At 72.9% G+C, this 14,180-nt stretch carries 15 protein-coding genes and 1 tRNA gene; 6 read left to right on the plus strand and 10 right to left on the minus strand.

Annotation, left to right across the window (positions count from 1 at the left end; genetic code table 11):
• Nucleotides 1-66 precede the first annotated feature (66 nt).
• A complete protein-coding gene (locus HD593_RS63945) occupies nucleotides 67-4,965 on the minus strand; it encodes a tetratricopeptide repeat protein (RefSeq protein ID WP_185108860.1) in 4,899 nt (1,632 codons plus the stop codon).
• A 122-nt stretch (nucleotides 4,966-5,087) separates the two neighbouring features.
• Here HD593_RS63945 and HD593_RS44480 point away from each other — a divergent pair, with 122 nt between their 5' ends.
• Nucleotides 5,088-5,633, plus strand: coding sequence for a hypothetical protein (locus HD593_RS44480; RefSeq protein ID WP_185108861.1), 546 nt, complete (start codon nucleotides 5,088-5,090; stop codon nucleotides 5,631-5,633).
• Here HD593_RS44480 and HD593_RS44485 read toward each other — a convergent pair.
• Complete coding sequence (locus HD593_RS44485) at nucleotides 5,630-6,133, minus strand: DinB family protein (RefSeq protein ID WP_185108863.1); 504 nt, start codon at nucleotides 6,131-6,133, stop codon at nucleotides 5,630-5,632. The genes HD593_RS44480 and HD593_RS44485 overlap by 4 nt on opposite strands.
• A 41-nt stretch (nucleotides 6,134-6,174) precedes the next feature.
• Here HD593_RS44485 and HD593_RS44490 point away from each other — a divergent pair, with 41 nt between their 5' ends.
• Both HD593_RS44490 and HD593_RS44495 read left to right on the plus strand, forming a co-directional pair.
• On the plus strand, nucleotides 6,175-6,555 hold the full coding sequence (locus tag HD593_RS44490) for a hypothetical protein (protein WP_185108865.1): 381 nt from the start codon (nucleotides 6,175-6,177) through the stop codon (nucleotides 6,553-6,555).
• A gap of 79 nt (nucleotides 6,556-6,634) precedes the next feature.
• Nucleotides 6,635-7,306: a DUF6766 family protein gene (locus tag HD593_RS44495; protein WP_312904151.1), complete on the plus strand. Its 672-nt coding sequence runs from the start codon at nucleotides 6,635-6,637 to the stop codon at nucleotides 7,304-7,306.
• Here the strand turns inward: HD593_RS44495 and HD593_RS44500 are convergent.
• Nucleotides 7,279-8,079 carry a 1-aminocyclopropane-1-carboxylate deaminase/D-cysteine desulfhydrase gene (locus HD593_RS44500; protein ID WP_185108869.1) on the minus strand — a complete coding sequence of 267 codons (801 nt, stop codon included), beginning with the start codon at nucleotides 8,077-8,079 and terminating at the stop codon, nucleotides 7,279-7,281. The two genes, HD593_RS44495 and HD593_RS44500, sit on opposite strands and share 28 nt — an antisense overlap.
• Before the next feature lie 43 nt (nucleotides 8,080-8,122).
• On the opposite strand from HD593_RS44500, the gene galK reads away from it, so the two are divergent.
• Entirely contained in the window at nucleotides 8,123-9,238 is a 1,116-nt protein-coding gene (gene galK, locus HD593_RS44505) for a galactokinase (RefSeq protein WP_185108871.1), read from the plus strand.
• 4 nt (nucleotides 9,239-9,242) lie between these two features.
• Here galK and HD593_RS44510 read toward each other — a convergent pair whose 3' ends face one another.
• On the minus strand, nucleotides 9,243-10,022 hold the full coding sequence (locus tag HD593_RS44510) for an enoyl-CoA hydratase-related protein (RefSeq protein WP_185108873.1): 780 nt from the start codon (nucleotides 10,020-10,022) through the stop codon (nucleotides 9,243-9,245).
• 48 nt (nucleotides 10,023-10,070) lie between these two features.
• On the opposite strand from HD593_RS44510, the gene HD593_RS44515 reads away from it, so the two are divergent.
• Nucleotides 10,071-10,835 carry a tyrosine-protein phosphatase gene (locus HD593_RS44515; RefSeq protein WP_221525301.1) on the plus strand — a complete coding sequence of 255 codons (765 nt, stop codon included), beginning with the start codon at nucleotides 10,071-10,073 and terminating at the stop codon, nucleotides 10,833-10,835.
• Here the strand turns inward: HD593_RS44515 and HD593_RS44520 are convergent.
• The 6 genes from HD593_RS44520 to HD593_RS44540 all read right to left on the minus strand — a co-directional run bounded on the left by HD593_RS44520 (nucleotide 10,743) and on the right by HD593_RS44540 (nucleotide 13,640).
• On the minus strand, nucleotides 10,743-11,885 hold the full coding sequence (locus HD593_RS44520) for a nitric oxide synthase oxygenase (RefSeq protein ID WP_185108877.1): 1,143 nt from the start codon (nucleotides 11,883-11,885) through the stop codon (nucleotides 10,743-10,745). The two genes, HD593_RS44515 and HD593_RS44520, sit on opposite strands and share 93 nt — an antisense overlap.
• A 238-nt stretch (nucleotides 11,886-12,123) precedes the next feature.
• Complete coding sequence (locus HD593_RS44525; protein WP_185108879.1) at nucleotides 12,124-12,543, minus strand: hypothetical protein; 420 nt, start codon at nucleotides 12,541-12,543, stop codon at nucleotides 12,124-12,126.
• Between the two features lie 107 nt (nucleotides 12,544-12,650).
• Nucleotides 12,651-12,935 carry an ATP-binding protein gene (locus HD593_RS62645; protein ID WP_312904153.1) on the minus strand — a complete coding sequence of 95 codons (285 nt, stop codon included), beginning with the start codon at nucleotides 12,933-12,935 and terminating at the stop codon, nucleotides 12,651-12,653.
• Nucleotides 12,932-13,222, minus strand: a complete 291-nt coding sequence (locus HD593_RS62650; protein ID WP_246547057.1) for a hypothetical protein — start codon at nucleotides 13,220-13,222, stop codon at nucleotides 12,932-12,934. Before HD593_RS62650 ends, HD593_RS62645 begins: the two co-directional genes overlap by 4 nt.
• Nucleotides 13,182-13,412, minus strand: coding sequence for a hypothetical protein (locus tag HD593_RS44535; RefSeq protein ID WP_185108881.1), 231 nt, complete (start codon nucleotides 13,410-13,412; stop codon nucleotides 13,182-13,184). The genes HD593_RS62650 and HD593_RS44535 overlap by 41 nt, the downstream gene beginning before the upstream one ends.
• Before the next feature lie 156 nt (nucleotides 13,413-13,568).
• Nucleotides 13,569-13,640, minus strand: a tRNA-Asn gene (locus HD593_RS44540).
• A gap of 127 nt (nucleotides 13,641-13,767) precedes the next feature.
• Here HD593_RS44540 and HD593_RS44545 point away from each other — a divergent pair.
• Nucleotides 13,768-14,085, plus strand: a complete 318-nt coding sequence (locus HD593_RS44545) for a YtxH domain-containing protein (protein ID WP_185108883.1) — start codon at nucleotides 13,768-13,770, stop codon at nucleotides 14,083-14,085.
• The last annotated feature ends 95 nt before the right edge of the window (nucleotides 14,086-14,180 follow it).

The raw sequence follows: 14,180 nt of genomic DNA on the forward strand, positions 1-14,180 counted from the left end.
GACTATTTGGTCATTTTATTAAGCGCAAGTTCACCCCTCCGTACCGAAGGGGTGAACTTGCGGGGCTCAGGCGAGCTTGGCCAGCCGCGTCTCGGCCTCGGCGGCGAACACGGGGTCGCCGGTCTCCACGGCCGTGGCCAGCAGCCGGCGGGCCAGGTCCAGGTCGCCGCGCTCGTACCGGATCTCGCCGAGCCGGCAGGCGGCCTCGGCCACCAGCTCGGGCCGCTCGCTCAGGCTCAGCGTCAGCTCGTAGTAACGCAGCGCCCCGTCGCGGTCGCCCAGCCAGTAGCACAGCTCGCCGAGGTGCGCCGCCGCCATGCCCGACTCCGGGTCGCCCGCGTCGATGACGCGCTGGTACCACATGAGCGCCTCGGAGAAGTCCCTGTTCCGCTTGGCCAGCGCGCCCAGGTACATCGCGCCGAGCGCGCTGATGTGCCCCTCGCCCTCGTCGACGGCCCTGCGGTACCAGGCGTGCGCCCGCTCCTCGTCCTCCTCGTGGTACGTCTGCCCGAGCGCGATCATGGCCCGGGCCGCGAGGTCGTCGTCGCCGGCCTCCAGCACCCGCAGGTACACCTGCCTGCCCTCGTCCACGTACCCGGCGCCCACCAGGGTCTGCGCGTACACGCTGAGCGTGGTCGGCTCGCCGTTCGCGGCCGCCTCGCGCAGCGTGCGCAGCGACGCCTCGATGTCGCCCTGGCGTTCCTGCAACATGCCCAGCAGCCCGCCGAACACCCCGGGCGCGGGGCTGTCGGCGTCGCCGGCGCGCCGCTCGGCCAGGTCGTAGAACGCCTCGTCGTCGCCCGCCGAGTCGAGCAGCTCCAGCAGCCTGCCTCCGGCGACGAAGCGCACGTCGGGGTCCTCGTGCTCGTTGAGCCGCTCGTACATGGCCCGCGCCGCCTCCGTCTCCCCCAGCTCCGCCAGCCGCCCCGCCGCCTCGATCTCGGTGTACGGATCGGCGCCCGCCAGCTCGTAGTACCGCACCACGGCCGCCGGGTCCGAGCACCGGCCGCCGAGGTCGCGGGCCTGGGCGGCGGCGTGCCCGCCCATCAGCGACAGCACCTCCAGCGCGGGCCCGTGCTCGCCCCCGTCGCAGAGCTCCTGGGAGATGCCGTTCAGCGCGTCGAGCGCTGTCTCCGCCATGCCGGTGCCGAGCGCGGCGGCGAACGAGCGGGCCGCGGCGAGCGGCCGGCCCTCCTCGTACAGCCAGACGCCGCGCTGCACGCTCGCCTTGGCCGCGGCGTACGGGTGGCCGGAGCCGGCGGCCAGGTCCAGCTCCCGCTCGGCCCCGGCGGCGTCGCCCAGCTCGCGCAGGGCCGTGGCCAGGTCCAGCCGCAGGGACGCCGACAGCTCGGGATGGCCGGCCTCGATGCCCTTGGCGTACATGCCGGCCGCCTGCCGCAGCTCGCCCCGCGCGCCGAGCGCGCCGCCCCACGCCCAGTAGCCGACGGCCACGGTCTCCGGGTCGCCGGTGCCCACGGCGCGCTCCGCCTCCGCGATCGTGGCGTCGTGGTCCTGCTCGCCGAGCAGGTGGAGGAGGAGCCTGCGCAGGCATTCGAGGTCGCCCGCCGCGGCCGCCTCCGTCAGCAGCAGCCGCGCCTGCGCGCTCTCGCCGCGCTCGGCGAGCAGGTCGGCGGCGAGTACGGCGGTGGCGGGCAGCCCGGCCCTGGCGGCCTCCACCGCCCCGTCGAGGTCGCCGCGCCGGTGGCGGACGACCGCGACGTTGCGCCAGGCCGCGGCGGCCGTGGCCGGGTGGCCGGTGGCGGGCAGGAAGCACAGCTCGGAGCGGCAGTTGTCGCCTTCCTCCGCGAGCCGGGCACCGAGGTCGATCGCGGCCCTGGCGGCGAGCTCGGGCTCGCCCTCCTCGATGACCAGGCGGTAGAACGCGTTCGCGTGCGGAGCCCTGGCCACGATCTCGTTCAGCGCCTCGGCCCGGTCGGCGGGGGCGAGCCCGGGCAGCAGGCGGCGCACCTCGCGTACGTCGTCGTCGTTCAGCGCGATCAGCAGCTCGGCCAGCGGCTCCGACCCGGTGATCCCCGCCAGCGCCGCCAGGGCGCCCGGCCTGTCGCCCTCGGCCAGCAGCACCCAGGGCAGCTCGCCGGGGGTGGCGCGGCCGAGCAGGTGGCGGGCCACGGCGGCGGCGTGCTCGTCGTCCTCCTGCGCCGCGGCCCGCTCCAGCGCGAAGGTCCCGGACTCGGTGTCGCCCGCGGCCAGCAGGCAGCGGCCCGCCTCCAGCATGATCTCCGGCTCCGTCTCCGGGTCGAGCGCCGCCGCCCGCTCGTACGCCGCCCGCGCCCCGGCCAGGTCCCCGGTCTCGGCCAGCAGGCTGCCGAGCAGGCACTCCGACAGCCCGGACACCTCGGGCGGCGCGGCCCGCATGACCGCCAGCGCCCCCTCGGCGTCACCCCGCCCCCGCAACCAGTGCGCGAGAGGCACCGTGGCCTCCGCGACGCCCAGGGCCTCGGTCAGACGCTCGCGGGCCTCCTCCACGCGCCCGCACTCCACCAGCGACTCGGCGATCAGCATCGTCAGCTCGCCATCGGGATCGGGCACCCGTGCCAGCACCTCCACCGCCTCGGCGTGCTCGCCCAGCTCGCGCAGGATCTCACCGGCCGAGCGCAGCGCCACGCCGTTGAGGTGCTCGTCGTCGCCCAGCGCCCCCATGAACGCCTCGACCGCCCCGCGCCGGTCCCCCGCGTCGCCGCGCAGCGCGCCGAGCAGGCAGCCGGCCTGCTGGCGCTGGTCGGCGTGCCCGGCGGCGGCCACCAGCGAGAGCGCCCCGTCGGCGGCGCCGGTGACGCCGGTGTGCTGCCAGGCGTTCGCGCACTCCAGGGCGAGCAGCCCGGCCATCGCCCGCTCCTCGCCCTCGGGGAACGCCCGCGCCGCCGCCTCGAAGTCGAGGTCGAGCACCAGCCGCCCGAACCTGCACAGCTCACCCTCGCCCAGCTCGAACGCGGCCCGCGCCCCCGCCACGTCGTCCAGCCTGATCCGGTTGAAGGCCAGCGGCAGCGCGGCGCGCTCCGGCTCCCCCTCGGCGATCAGCCGCTCGTGCAGCCGGCACGCGGCGAGCAGGTCACCCTGCTGCTCGTACACGCCGGTCAGCCCGGCCGCGGCCTCGAACCGCAGCCCCCGGTGCGCCGCCGCGAGCGCCGTCTCGTACGCGGCCCGCGCCTGCCCCGGGTCCTCCTCGGCGACCAGCCCGCCCAGCGCCCACCCCACCCAGGGGGCCAGCGCCGGATGCCCGCCGGCCAGCGCCTCGCGCAGCAGCCCGGCCACGTGCGCCTGGCCGGGGAACACGTCCTTGCAGATCACCGCCGTGTACGACAGCGCCAGCGGATCACCGCCGCCCGCCGCCGACAGGAACATCTCGGAGACCTCGGACAGGTCGTACCCGATGGAGGCCAGCACCTGCGCGAACACGGCGGTGCCGATGGCCGCCACGGCGGGGTCCGCGTGCCCCGCCGCCTCCTGGTAGCGGGCCAGCCCCGCCTCCCTGCCCAGCCGCTGGTGGTCGAGCATCGCGCCGAGCACCGGGTGCAACTCGTCACCGGACACGCGCAGCAGGTGCAGCAGGAACGCCGCGTTGAAGCCCTGGAGCACGTCGTCGCCCTCGGCCACGTACGCCAGCAGCTCGTCCGCCTGCTCCCGGTCGCCCTCGCCCAGCTCCAGCTTGGCCAGCACCACCATGGCCCGCAGCGACTGGAAGTCCGCGCCGGAGTCGACGGCCCTGCGCAGCAGCCGCCTGGCCTCGGCCAGCTCGCCGGCCTTGAGCGCCTCCATGCCGTCGTCGGTGTCCTGGAGCGCCTGCTCCTCGACGGGGTCGGCCAGCGGCTGCTGCCTGGCGGCGTGGTCGAGCAGCAGCGTGGCCTTGAACGCGGTGTCCTGGTCGTCGTGCCGGGCGGCCAGCGTCAGCAGCTCCACGATCGCCTCGCGCGCCTCGGGGTGCTGGTCGAGCAGCACCCCGAGCAGCGTGACGCAGGCGGCGGCCCACTCGTCGTCGCCGGACTCCAGCACGGCGCGCAGCGCGGCCAGCGCCTCGGCCGGCTCGCCCGCCTCGGTGTGCATCTGGGCCAGGCACGCCTGCGCCTGCACGGCGTACTCGCGGTGGCCGCTGGCGATCACCCGGTGGAAGATCGCCTTCGTCTCGTCCTCGTCGCCGAGCTGCGCGGTCACCTTGGCCAGCTCGATGAGCGAGGGCAGCCTCAGGTCCGGCCTGGGGTCCTCGGCGGCCACCCGGTAGGCGGCGGCGGAGTCCGCGTACTCGCCCAGGTCCACCAGCACCGCGCCGAGCAGCTTGTGCGCCATGGCGCGGTGGTCGGCGGAGCCGACGGCGATGGCGTGCTCGCAGGCCGCGCGGGCCGCCTCGAAGTCGCCTTCCTCGGCGTGGAGCTGGTAGAGCTGGAACGCCGACAGCGCCACGATCTCCGGATCCCCGCAGGTGAGCAGGGCCCGGTAGTCGTCCTCGTCCTCGGCCTCGGCGTAGAGGTCGCGGGCCGAGGCCGGGTCCTGGTCGAACTCGGGCAGCTCCAGCCGGGCTGCCAGCTCGGCCACGGCGGGGCTGGTGCACCTGCGGGCCCGCTCCAGCGACTCCTGAGCACCCTGCGCGTCGCCGAGCTGGGTCAGCACCAGCACCAGCGCCGTGTCCGCGAGCGCGGCCACCTCGAAGTCGGCGCCGTCGGAGGCGATCATCAGCACCCGGTGCGCCGCGGCCCACTCCTCGGCGTTGACCAGCATCATCCCCATGGCGATGGCCGAGCGCTGCCCGAACACCGGGTCACCCGACTGGATCACCGACCGGTGCGCCGCCTCGGCGCCCTCCAGATCTCCCCGCTCCTGCAGCAACCCGGCCAGCAGGTGGGACGCCTCTGGATCTCCGGTGGCCGCGATCTGCCTGAACAGTGCGGCGGCCCGGTCGAGGTCTCCCGCTTTCCAATGATCCATGGCCGCGTCGAGCTGTTCGGACGCCATCGCTCACCCCAATGTCACTCAACAATGTGAAAAAGCTACAGATGTGCCACCCGTGTCACAGCGCATTCCGAGATCTTGGGTCCGCACGCGGGAGGGTCGGGGAGCGCCGTAGCGTAGGGGGCATGGGCAAGGCGTTCTGGATCGATCAGGAGTTCGACAGGGACCGTGACGGGCGCTATGCCGTACACGTGCGCAAGAACCTCGACGAGTTCGAGTGGGGCGACATCGCGCCCGTGCGGTTCGCCTGCACGGCGTGGGAGCTGGCCACGCCGCCGTCGCTGACCCCCGGCCTCGTACGGTGGGACCGGCGCGTCCTGGAGGCGAGCTGCCACCGCAACACCTGGGACGGCACCCTCTACGCGCGGGTCAGGGTCGTCTCCCCGCTGCCGGAGGAGCTGCGGCGCTCGCGGGCCTGGTGGCGCGACCGCGGCTGGCTGGGCTGGCAGGAGACCTTCGGCCAGTACGTGGAGCCGACCCAGCAGGACCTGGCCAGGCTGCCGTTCCTGCGGGCCTCGCTGCTGGTCGAGGCGCCGCTGCCGCTCGACGACCTGCCGCCGGAGCCCGAGGGCCCGCACATGGAGGTCGAGCAGAGCGCGCACCGCGCGGTGGCCGTGCTGACCCGCGAGCTGAACGCGCTGGTGGCGCCGGTGCTCGACCAGCTCGGCTAGAAGCCCGTCACCCCGTCGACCAGCTCGCGCAGGATGTCGAGGTGACCGTTGTGGCGGGCGGTCTCCTCGGTCATGTGGCCGATCACCCACCTGAGCGTGAGGTGGTTCCCCTTGCTGTCGGTGCCCTGGGAGCGCTCGTCCAGGCCGATGCCCTCGATGAGCGCGTCCACCTTGCGGCTCTGGGCCCGGTAGTCCTCCAGGACCTGCGCCAGCGGGAGCCCCAGCGAGGCGGTGAACTCGGCGTCGGGGTCCTCGTCGGTCCACGGCCCGCGGTCCTCGCCGCCGTGGAACATCACCTCGAACCAGTAGTGCTCGTTCCACCGCAGGTGGTTCACCAGGCCGGAGACGGTCATGAGCGGGGAGGTCGCCAGCGGCGCCCGCCTGGCGTCCTCGTCGCTCAGGCCCTCGCACTTGGCCACGACGGTCGCGCGCGCGTAGTCGAGAAAGGTGATCAGGGTGCTGCGCTCGTCCCACGAGGCAGGCGTGTCCGTTCTCTGCATCGGATCAGCATGCCTGATTCTCCTGTGGGTAGCAGGGGCCCATGAGGATGGCGCTCACCGTGCTGGTGATGGCACTGACTACTGTGGGTTGCGCCGTGGACACGGTGTCCCCCGCGCGCGCGGCCGAGCGCTTCCACGCCGCGCTCTCCGCGCACCAGGAGGGGGCGGCGTGCGCGATGCTGGCCCGCAAGACCGCCGACAAGCTCCCCGGCCCCGGCCAGAGCTGCGCGGACGCGCTGCGCGAGCTGCGGCTCGGCCCCGGCGGGCAGGTCACGTCGGTGGCCGTGTGGGGTGAGGACGCCCAGGTACGGCTGGCCGGCGACACGCTCTTCCTGCACCGCTTCAGCGACGGCTGGCGGATCAGGGCCGCGGGCTGCGAGCCGATGGGCGACCTGCCCTACGACTGCGAGGTGGAGGACTGATGCGGGTGATGTTCACGCTGACCGCTCTGGTGATCGTGGTCGGCCTGGCCTGGTTCTTCGCCCTGGGATGGTCGAAACTGTGAGATGGCTCAAGGAGAACTCGCTGTCGCTGGCGTTCCTGATCATGTTCCTGCTGGCGGTGGGCGGGCAGGCCGTGGCCGGGATGATGCAGTACAACGACCAGCAGGCCGCCAACGGGGCCGAGCCGGTCTCGCTGCTCCAGTACGTCGCCTCGTCGGCGTTCGCGGTGGACGTGGCGGAGAACTGGCAGTCGGAGTACCTGCAGTTCTTCCTGTTCATCATGCTCACCGTCTGGCTCGTCCAGAAGGGCTCGCCCGAGTCCAAGGAGCCGCACAAGGCCGGGGCCGAGTCCGACGAGGACCAGCAGATCGGGCCGCACGCCGACGCGGACTCCCCCGCCTGGGCCAAGGTCAGGGGGATCAGGCTGTGGTTGTTCAGCAACTCGCTCGGGCTGGTGATGGGGGCCGTCTTCCTGCTGTCGTGGCTGGCGCAGTCGGTGGCGGGGCAGGCGGCGTACAACGCCGAGCGGCTCGGTGACCTGCGGGATCCGGTCTCGTGGGGCGCCTACGTCACCTCGCCGGAGTTCTGGGACCGCAGCCTGCAGAACTGGCAGTCGGAGCTGCTGGCCGTGCTCTCGATGGTGGTGCTGTCGATCTACCTGCGCCAGCGCGGATCACCCGAGTCCAAGCCGGTGGGTGCGGCTCACGCGTCCACGGGGGTCGAGGGCTGACCGGTGACGACGGCCACGACGCGGGTGCCGGGCGCGAAGGCGCCCCGGCGGGCCAGGTCGAGGATCCCGTAGAGCATCTTGGCCACGTAGACGCGCTCCACCCCGTGCTCGGCGGCGAACCGCTCCAGCTCGGGGGTGGATCGGGCGTACCCGCCGAAGTGGTAGTCGAGGTTGATCGACCAGTTCGGCCACGTGCGCCCGTACGCCTCCCGCTGCAGCCTGGCCACCTCCCCCTCCAGGAACCCGGCCCCCTTCAGCACCGCGAACCCGAGCGCCCGCTTGCCCTCCGGCAGCCCCGCCGAGATGCCCGCCAGCGTCCCCCCGGTGCCCACGGGGCAGCAGATGACGTCGTAGTCGTCCTCGATCTCCCCCGGCAGCTCCGCGCAGCCCCGTACGGCCGCGGCGTTGCTGCCGCCCTCGGGCAGGATCACCACGTCGTCGCCCCAGCGCGCCCGCAGCCGCGCCTGCACCTCCCCGGTGTGCTTGAGCCGGTAGGAGGCCCGGTCGAGGTAGGTGAGGGTCATGCCGCAGGCGGCCGCGCGGGCCAGCGTGGGGTTGAGCGGGAGGTGCTCCTCGCCGCGGATGACCCCGATGGTCTCGATGCCGTGTCGCGCCCCGGCCTCGGCCACGGCCCTGATGAGATTGGAGTAGGCGCCGCCGAACGTCAGCAGCCGGGAATGCCCCAGGTTGTGCCTGAGCTTGCGCGGCTTGTTGTCGTCGTGCAGCAGGAACACCCGGACCTGACCGAGCCCTGGACCCAGGAGTTCCTCCATGGCGCTAGTCTACGGTCGGGCCTTTGTTGAGGAGTGTTCGGTTATGCGCGTTGTTGAAGCTTTTCGTGCCGCCTTCGGCGCGTCCCCTCAGACCGTCTGGCATGCTCCCGGCAGGGTCAACCTGATCGGCGAGCACACCGACTACAACGACGGCTTCGTCCTGCCGTTCGCGGTGCCGTGGGGCGTGACCGCCGCTCTCACGCCACGCGACGACGACACGATCCGGCTCCTCTCCCTCCAGTCCGACTCGGGCGAGCCGGTCACCCTGGCGAGCCGCGAGGAGTCCACGGGCTGGACCCGCTACGTCGTCGGCGTCCTGGCCATGCTGGGCGACCGGGTGCGGGGCGCGGACATCGCGATCGACGGCGACGTGCCCTCGGGCGCGGGCCTGAGCTCCAGCGCCGCCCTCGAGGTGTCCGTCGCCTCGGCGCTCAACGACGTGCACGACCTCGGCATGACGCCGATGGAGCTCGCCCTGCTCAGCCAGAAGGCCGAGAACGACTTCGTCGGCATGCCCTGCGGCATCATGGACCAGGCCGCCTCTGCGCTCTGCGAGGAGGGCCACGCGCTCTTCCTCGACTGCCGCTCGCTCGGCTCCCGCAACATCCCGCTCGACCTGGCCTCCCACGGCCTGAGCATGCTCATCATCGACACGCAGGTGCACCACGAGCACGCCGGCGGCGAGTACGCCAAGCGCCGCGCCGAGTGCGAGTCCGCGGCCCGCAAGCTCGGCGTCGCCGCCCTGCGCGACGTCACCGACCTGGGAGGCGCGCTCGCGCAGCTCCAGGGCGACGAGCGCAAGCGCGTGGAGCACGTCGTCGCGGAGAACCACCGCGTCGAGGCCCTCGTCGGCCTGCTCCGCGCGGGCGCAGTCACGGAGATCGGCGCCCTGATGAACGCCTCCCATCTGTCGCTGCGGGACCTGTACGAGGTCTCGTCACCCGAGCTGGACGTGGCCGTGGAGGCCGCCGTCAAGGGCGGAGCCCGCGGCGCGCGCATGACCGGCGGCGGCTTCGGCGGCTCGGCGATCGCGCTGGTGCCGCTGGAGCGCCTCGACAGCGTCAAGGAGTCGGTGTCGAACGCCTACGCCGAGCGCGGCTTCAAGGCCCCCCGCTTCCTCCCGGCCACCGCGGCCAGGGGCGCCCACCGCCTCTCCTGACCTCTCAGGGAAGAGGCGGGAAGTTCGGCGGGCGCCGCTCCAGGAAGCTGGCGACGCCCTCCGCGAAGTCGGGCCGCCCGAACGAGGCGATCATCTCCTGCGTGGCGGCCTTGGCGGACTCCTCCAGCGTGGCGTCCCAGTCGTGCCACACCTGCCGCTTGATGATCGCCATCGACGCCGGCGCGCTGTAGCCCGCCAGCTCCGCCGCGTACTCCTGCGCCTCCCGCAGCAACCTGTCCCCCGGGACGGCGCGGTTGGCCAGGCCCAGCTCGTACGCCTCCCGCCCGGTGAACACCCGGCCGGACAGCAGGACGTCCATGGCCCGCTGCTGCCCCATGATCCGGGGCAGCACCCAGGAGAGCCCGTACTCGGCGATCAGCCCGCGGCGCGAGAAGGCCGTCGTCCACTTGGCCTCCTCGGCCGTGAAGACGAGGTCGCAGACGAGCGCGTGCACCATGCCGAGCCCCGCGCAGGCCCCGTTGACCGCGGCCACGATCGGCTTGCCGATGGTCGTGGGGAAGGTGTTGGGCCGCGGGTCGGGCACCTCGTCGTACGAGCCGGTCTGGATGGCGTTCAGCGTCTTGAAGTCGGCCCCCGAGCAGAAGCCCTTGCCCGCGCCCGTGACCACCACGGCACGCACGTCGGGGTTCTGCTCGGCCTCCGCCAGCAGGTCGAAGTAGCGCCGCCCCATGGCATCGGTCCACGCGTTGAGCGTGTCGGGCCGGTTGAAGGTCAGGGTGAGCACGCCCTGGTCGTCGAGGGTCGAGAGCACGAGGTCCACCATGCCCCCAACAGAACCATGTTCTAGGCCGGGAAGGCAAGGATGGGGGACATGCGACGCGATCTGGTCTGGGACGGCTGTCACAACGTGCGCGATCTGGGCGGCCTGCGAGCGGCCGGCGGCAGGCGTACGCGCTGGGGAGCGGTGGTGCGCTCCGACACGCCCGACCGGCTCACCGCGAGCGGGTGGGCGGCAGCGGCGGCCCACGGCGTACGGACCATCGTGGACCTGCGCATCCCCGGCGAGCACCACGCCGACCCCGGCCACCGCCCGCCCGGGATGACCGTCGTCAGCCTGCCACTGGACAGCCGCGACGACCCGGGGCACGGCCGGTACAACGGCACGCCCTTCTACCTGCGCCACCACCTCGACAGCCTGCCCCACCGCAGCGCGCGGGTGCTGCGCGCCATCGCCCAGGCGCCCCCTGGCGGGGTGCTCGTGCACTGCGTGGCGGGCCGCGACCGCACGGGCCTGATCGCCATCCTGCTGCTCGCCCTGGCCGGGGTCGCCCCGGAGGACATCCTGGACGACTACGAGCGCTCCGCGACCCGTCTGAGCGCCCTGTACGCCCTCCTGGGGCAGCCCGACGACGCCGTGCGCGTACGCGCCCGCCTGGAGGCGGCCGGCACCACGACCACCGCGGTGGTCACGGAGCTGCTGGCGGGCCTGGACGTCGAGGAGCGCCTGAGGGCGGGCGGCCTGACCGCGGCCGAGCTGGACGCGCTACGCGAGCGCCTGACGGTGGTGGACGAAGGCGGGAGTCAGGACGCTGGTGTCGTAGTAGCGGTGGAAGACGGGCGTGGCGCTGCCCGATAGCGGCGGCACGATCCACGACCAGTCCGCCGGGCAGACCCGCCCGGCCTTCTCCTCCTTCGACAGGTGGGTCAGGAACCGGCGCGACTCCGTGTGGTGGTCGGTCATCGTGACCCCCGCCCGCTCGAACGAGTACAGCACCGCCACGTTCAGCTCCACCAGCGCGTGGTCGCGCCACAGGGAACGCTCGGTGGAGGTGTCCAGGCCGAGCCGCTGCGCCACCACCGGGAGCTGGTCGTACCTGTCGGCGTCCGCGAGGTTGCGGGCGCCGATCTCGGTGCCCATGTACCAGCCGTTGAAGGGCGCGCAGGGGTAGCAGATGCCGCCGATCTCCAGGCACATGTCCGAGATGGCCGGTACGGCGTGCCAGCGCAGCCCCAGCTCCTCGAACCAGGCGTAGTCGGGATGCGCCAGCGGCACCTCCAGCACGGCGTCCCCCGGCACGTTGCACAGCAGCCGGTCGCCGAACGGCGGCTGGATGACCAGCGGCAGCACGTCGAACCGGCCGCCCCGGCCGCGCCAGCCCAGCGCCCTGGCTGTCTCCGTGAGCGCGACGTTGCGCGGGTCCCCCACGACGCCGTCGGGGGTGCGGTACCCGGCGTAGCGGATGAGCTGGTCGTTCAGCAGCCGGGGGCCGCGCAGGGCGGGCGTGTCGGGGGGCAGCACGGTGACGGTCGGCCTGATCTTGCCGTTCCCGGTGGCCTCGCGCAGGTGGGCCACGCATTCGAGGGCGACCCCCTCGGCCGTGCTCACCTGCCTGCGGTCGCGTACCTTGAGCGAGCGCCAGTACAGCCGCCCGATGCAGCGGTTGCTGTTGCGCCAGGCCACCCTGGCCCCGAACTCGAGCTCCTCGAACGTGTGCGTGTAGATCCCGTAGCGGGCCACGTCCCTGCTGATGTCGCGCAGGCGCGCGTGCAGGCCGCCCGCCGAGGGGTTCTCGGCGTGGTAGAGCCTGATGAAGCGCTCGGCCTCACGCAGGTCGGTGGTGCGCTCGAGCACCGACTGGGCGGCGAGCGCGTCGAAGGGGCGAAGGTTTCTGATCCAGGTGTGCACGCGGCAACCAGCACTTCTCCGTCATCGGAGCGCCCCGCCGATTCCGGGTCGGCGGCACGTCCCTGGTGATGGCGCCCTCTCCCCGCCACCGACGACTTTCCCGCGGCTCCGGCCCGAGAGACCGGCCCTCCCATTTTCCGTACCACGCCCCGCTTTGTCCGCCGAACCCGAAAACGTGTCACCATCGCACTACACGGCGTGAACCGCGCCCCCGGACGGCTCCGAGGGCGCGGCCGCGCTACCTGCTCCAGACGCAGGTGAGGTGGATGACGCGGCTGTGGTGCCGGTGCTTGCCCGCGAGCTTCTTCTTCACCACGTCACGGGGCAGCTTCTTCGCCGGGACGCTGATCGACAGCCGGTCCTCCGGCACGACCGTCACGCCGTCCTCGACGACGGCCTCGGCGAGCTCGGGCTCGATGTACTTCTCCTCGATGAGCTCGGCCACCTTGCCCTTGGAGAGCTTCACGACCTCGCCGTCGCTCATCCAGCACGTCAGCCTGCCGCCGTGGAACCCCTTCCAGCCGTACGCTTCGTGCGCGACCTCGCCCGTCCTGCCGTGCACCCGGACCGGGCCGTCGTCGGCCAGCGCCGATCCCGCCATGACACCGAGCCCGAGCACGGCGGACGTGGCGACGATCGCGAGGCGTCGCTTCAACATGGGAACTCCCTCCCCGAGACGATTCGACAGCCCCGAGGGTCGCCCACCGAGCCTGAACGCAGCCTTAAGAGAGCCGAAGCCGCCTTCAGGTGCGCGGGCTCAGGGCCTCAGGACCGGCCGCCCAGGGGCAGGCGCAGGACCATCAGTGCTCCGGGGGCTCCGGGGGCGCGGTCGGCGCGGTCGGCGCGGTCGGCGCGGTCGGCGCGGTCGGCGCGGTCGGCGCGGTCGGCGGCGTGCAGGGTGCCGCCGTGGACCTCGGCGATCTGGCGGGAGATGGGCAGGCCCAGCCCGCTGCCTCCCGCGTCGCTGACGCGCGCGTCGGCGCCGCGGAAGAACCGGTCGAAGATCCGCTCCTTGTCGGCGGCGGGCACGCCCGGGCCGTCGTCGCTCACCTCGAGCACGGCGTGCGCTGGCGGCGCACCATCTCCCGCAGCTCCTCGGCCATCCGCCGCTGCCTGGCCTCGGCACCGCGCAGCCGCCGGTTGACCTCTTGCAGCCGCACGACCAGGCCGCGGACGGTGCCGTCGCGACCCTGCAGCGGGCAGCTGGCCACGCTCCAGTACCGCTCCGCGAACTCCCCGGCCCTGCCGGGCACCTCGATGTCGTAACGCTGCAGCAGCAGGAGATCGGGCGCGCAGTCACCGCTGGCCAGGACCCGCTCGAACGACGCCCGCAGCACTTGCCTCCCCTCCGGCCAGGACTCGCTCGGGAACACCTCGAAGCAGACCCGGCCGGCGCATTTCCTCGCGCGTGCGGCCGAACAACTCCTCATGGACGCGGTTCACCGCGACGAACACCAGATCGGGCGACAGCACCGCCAGCGCGACCGGGTCCTCATCGAACACAGCCTGGAAATCCACCTCGGCCATCAGGGCACCCCCAAGGCGCCATGATGCCAGGATTCGGCCGGTTGACCTGGGAAGACACCCGCCGGGCCGTGAGCGGGGAGAGCCAGGCGCGATCATGGCTCAGGAAACGACTCAGGCCCCCTCTCTGTGATCAGAGAGGGGGCCTGAGCTGTGAAGCTCCCGCGATAGGACTCGAACCTATAACCTGCCGGTTAACAGCCGGCTGCTCTGCCGTTGAGCTACGCGGGATCGAACCGTTTGCGCACCTCGCCGGGGCTCTTCGGCCCCCTCGCTGCGCGCAGGAATAGATTAGCGCACTCCGGGAGTGCGTGTCGCATCGCGAGCGGGGTAGGCCCGGAGACAGCGGAGGTGCAAAATGCGTTATCGGATGACATTCGCTGTTGGTCTGGCCGTCGGCTACGTGCTCGGCAGCCGGGCGGGACGCGAACGGTACGAGCAGATCAAGCGGACGGCGCAGCGCGTCGCCGACAACCCCCGGGTGCAGGAAGTGGCCGGGGTGGTCGGGGCGCAGGCGTCGAAGTTCGCGGGGATGGCCAGGTCGAAGGTGGGGGGCACGCTGCAGCAGCGGATCCCGTTCCTCCACTCGGACGGGCACCAGCCCGAGACCGGCACCGGCTGGCCCGACGAGGAGGTCGCGGCCCAGAAGGCCCGGGAGAGCGGCATCCCCTACTGACCGAGTGCGAACGCCGGACAGCGGCATGGGCGTGACAGGCCTCACACCCCCGCCCGCCTGAGACCCGGGCCCATGCCGCTCACACCCCCGCAGGC

Origin of the sequence: Nonomuraea rubra, assembly GCF_014207985.1 — a bacterium.
GTDB lineage: Bacteria > Actinomycetota > Actinomycetes > Streptosporangiales > Streptosporangiaceae > Nonomuraea > Nonomuraea rubra.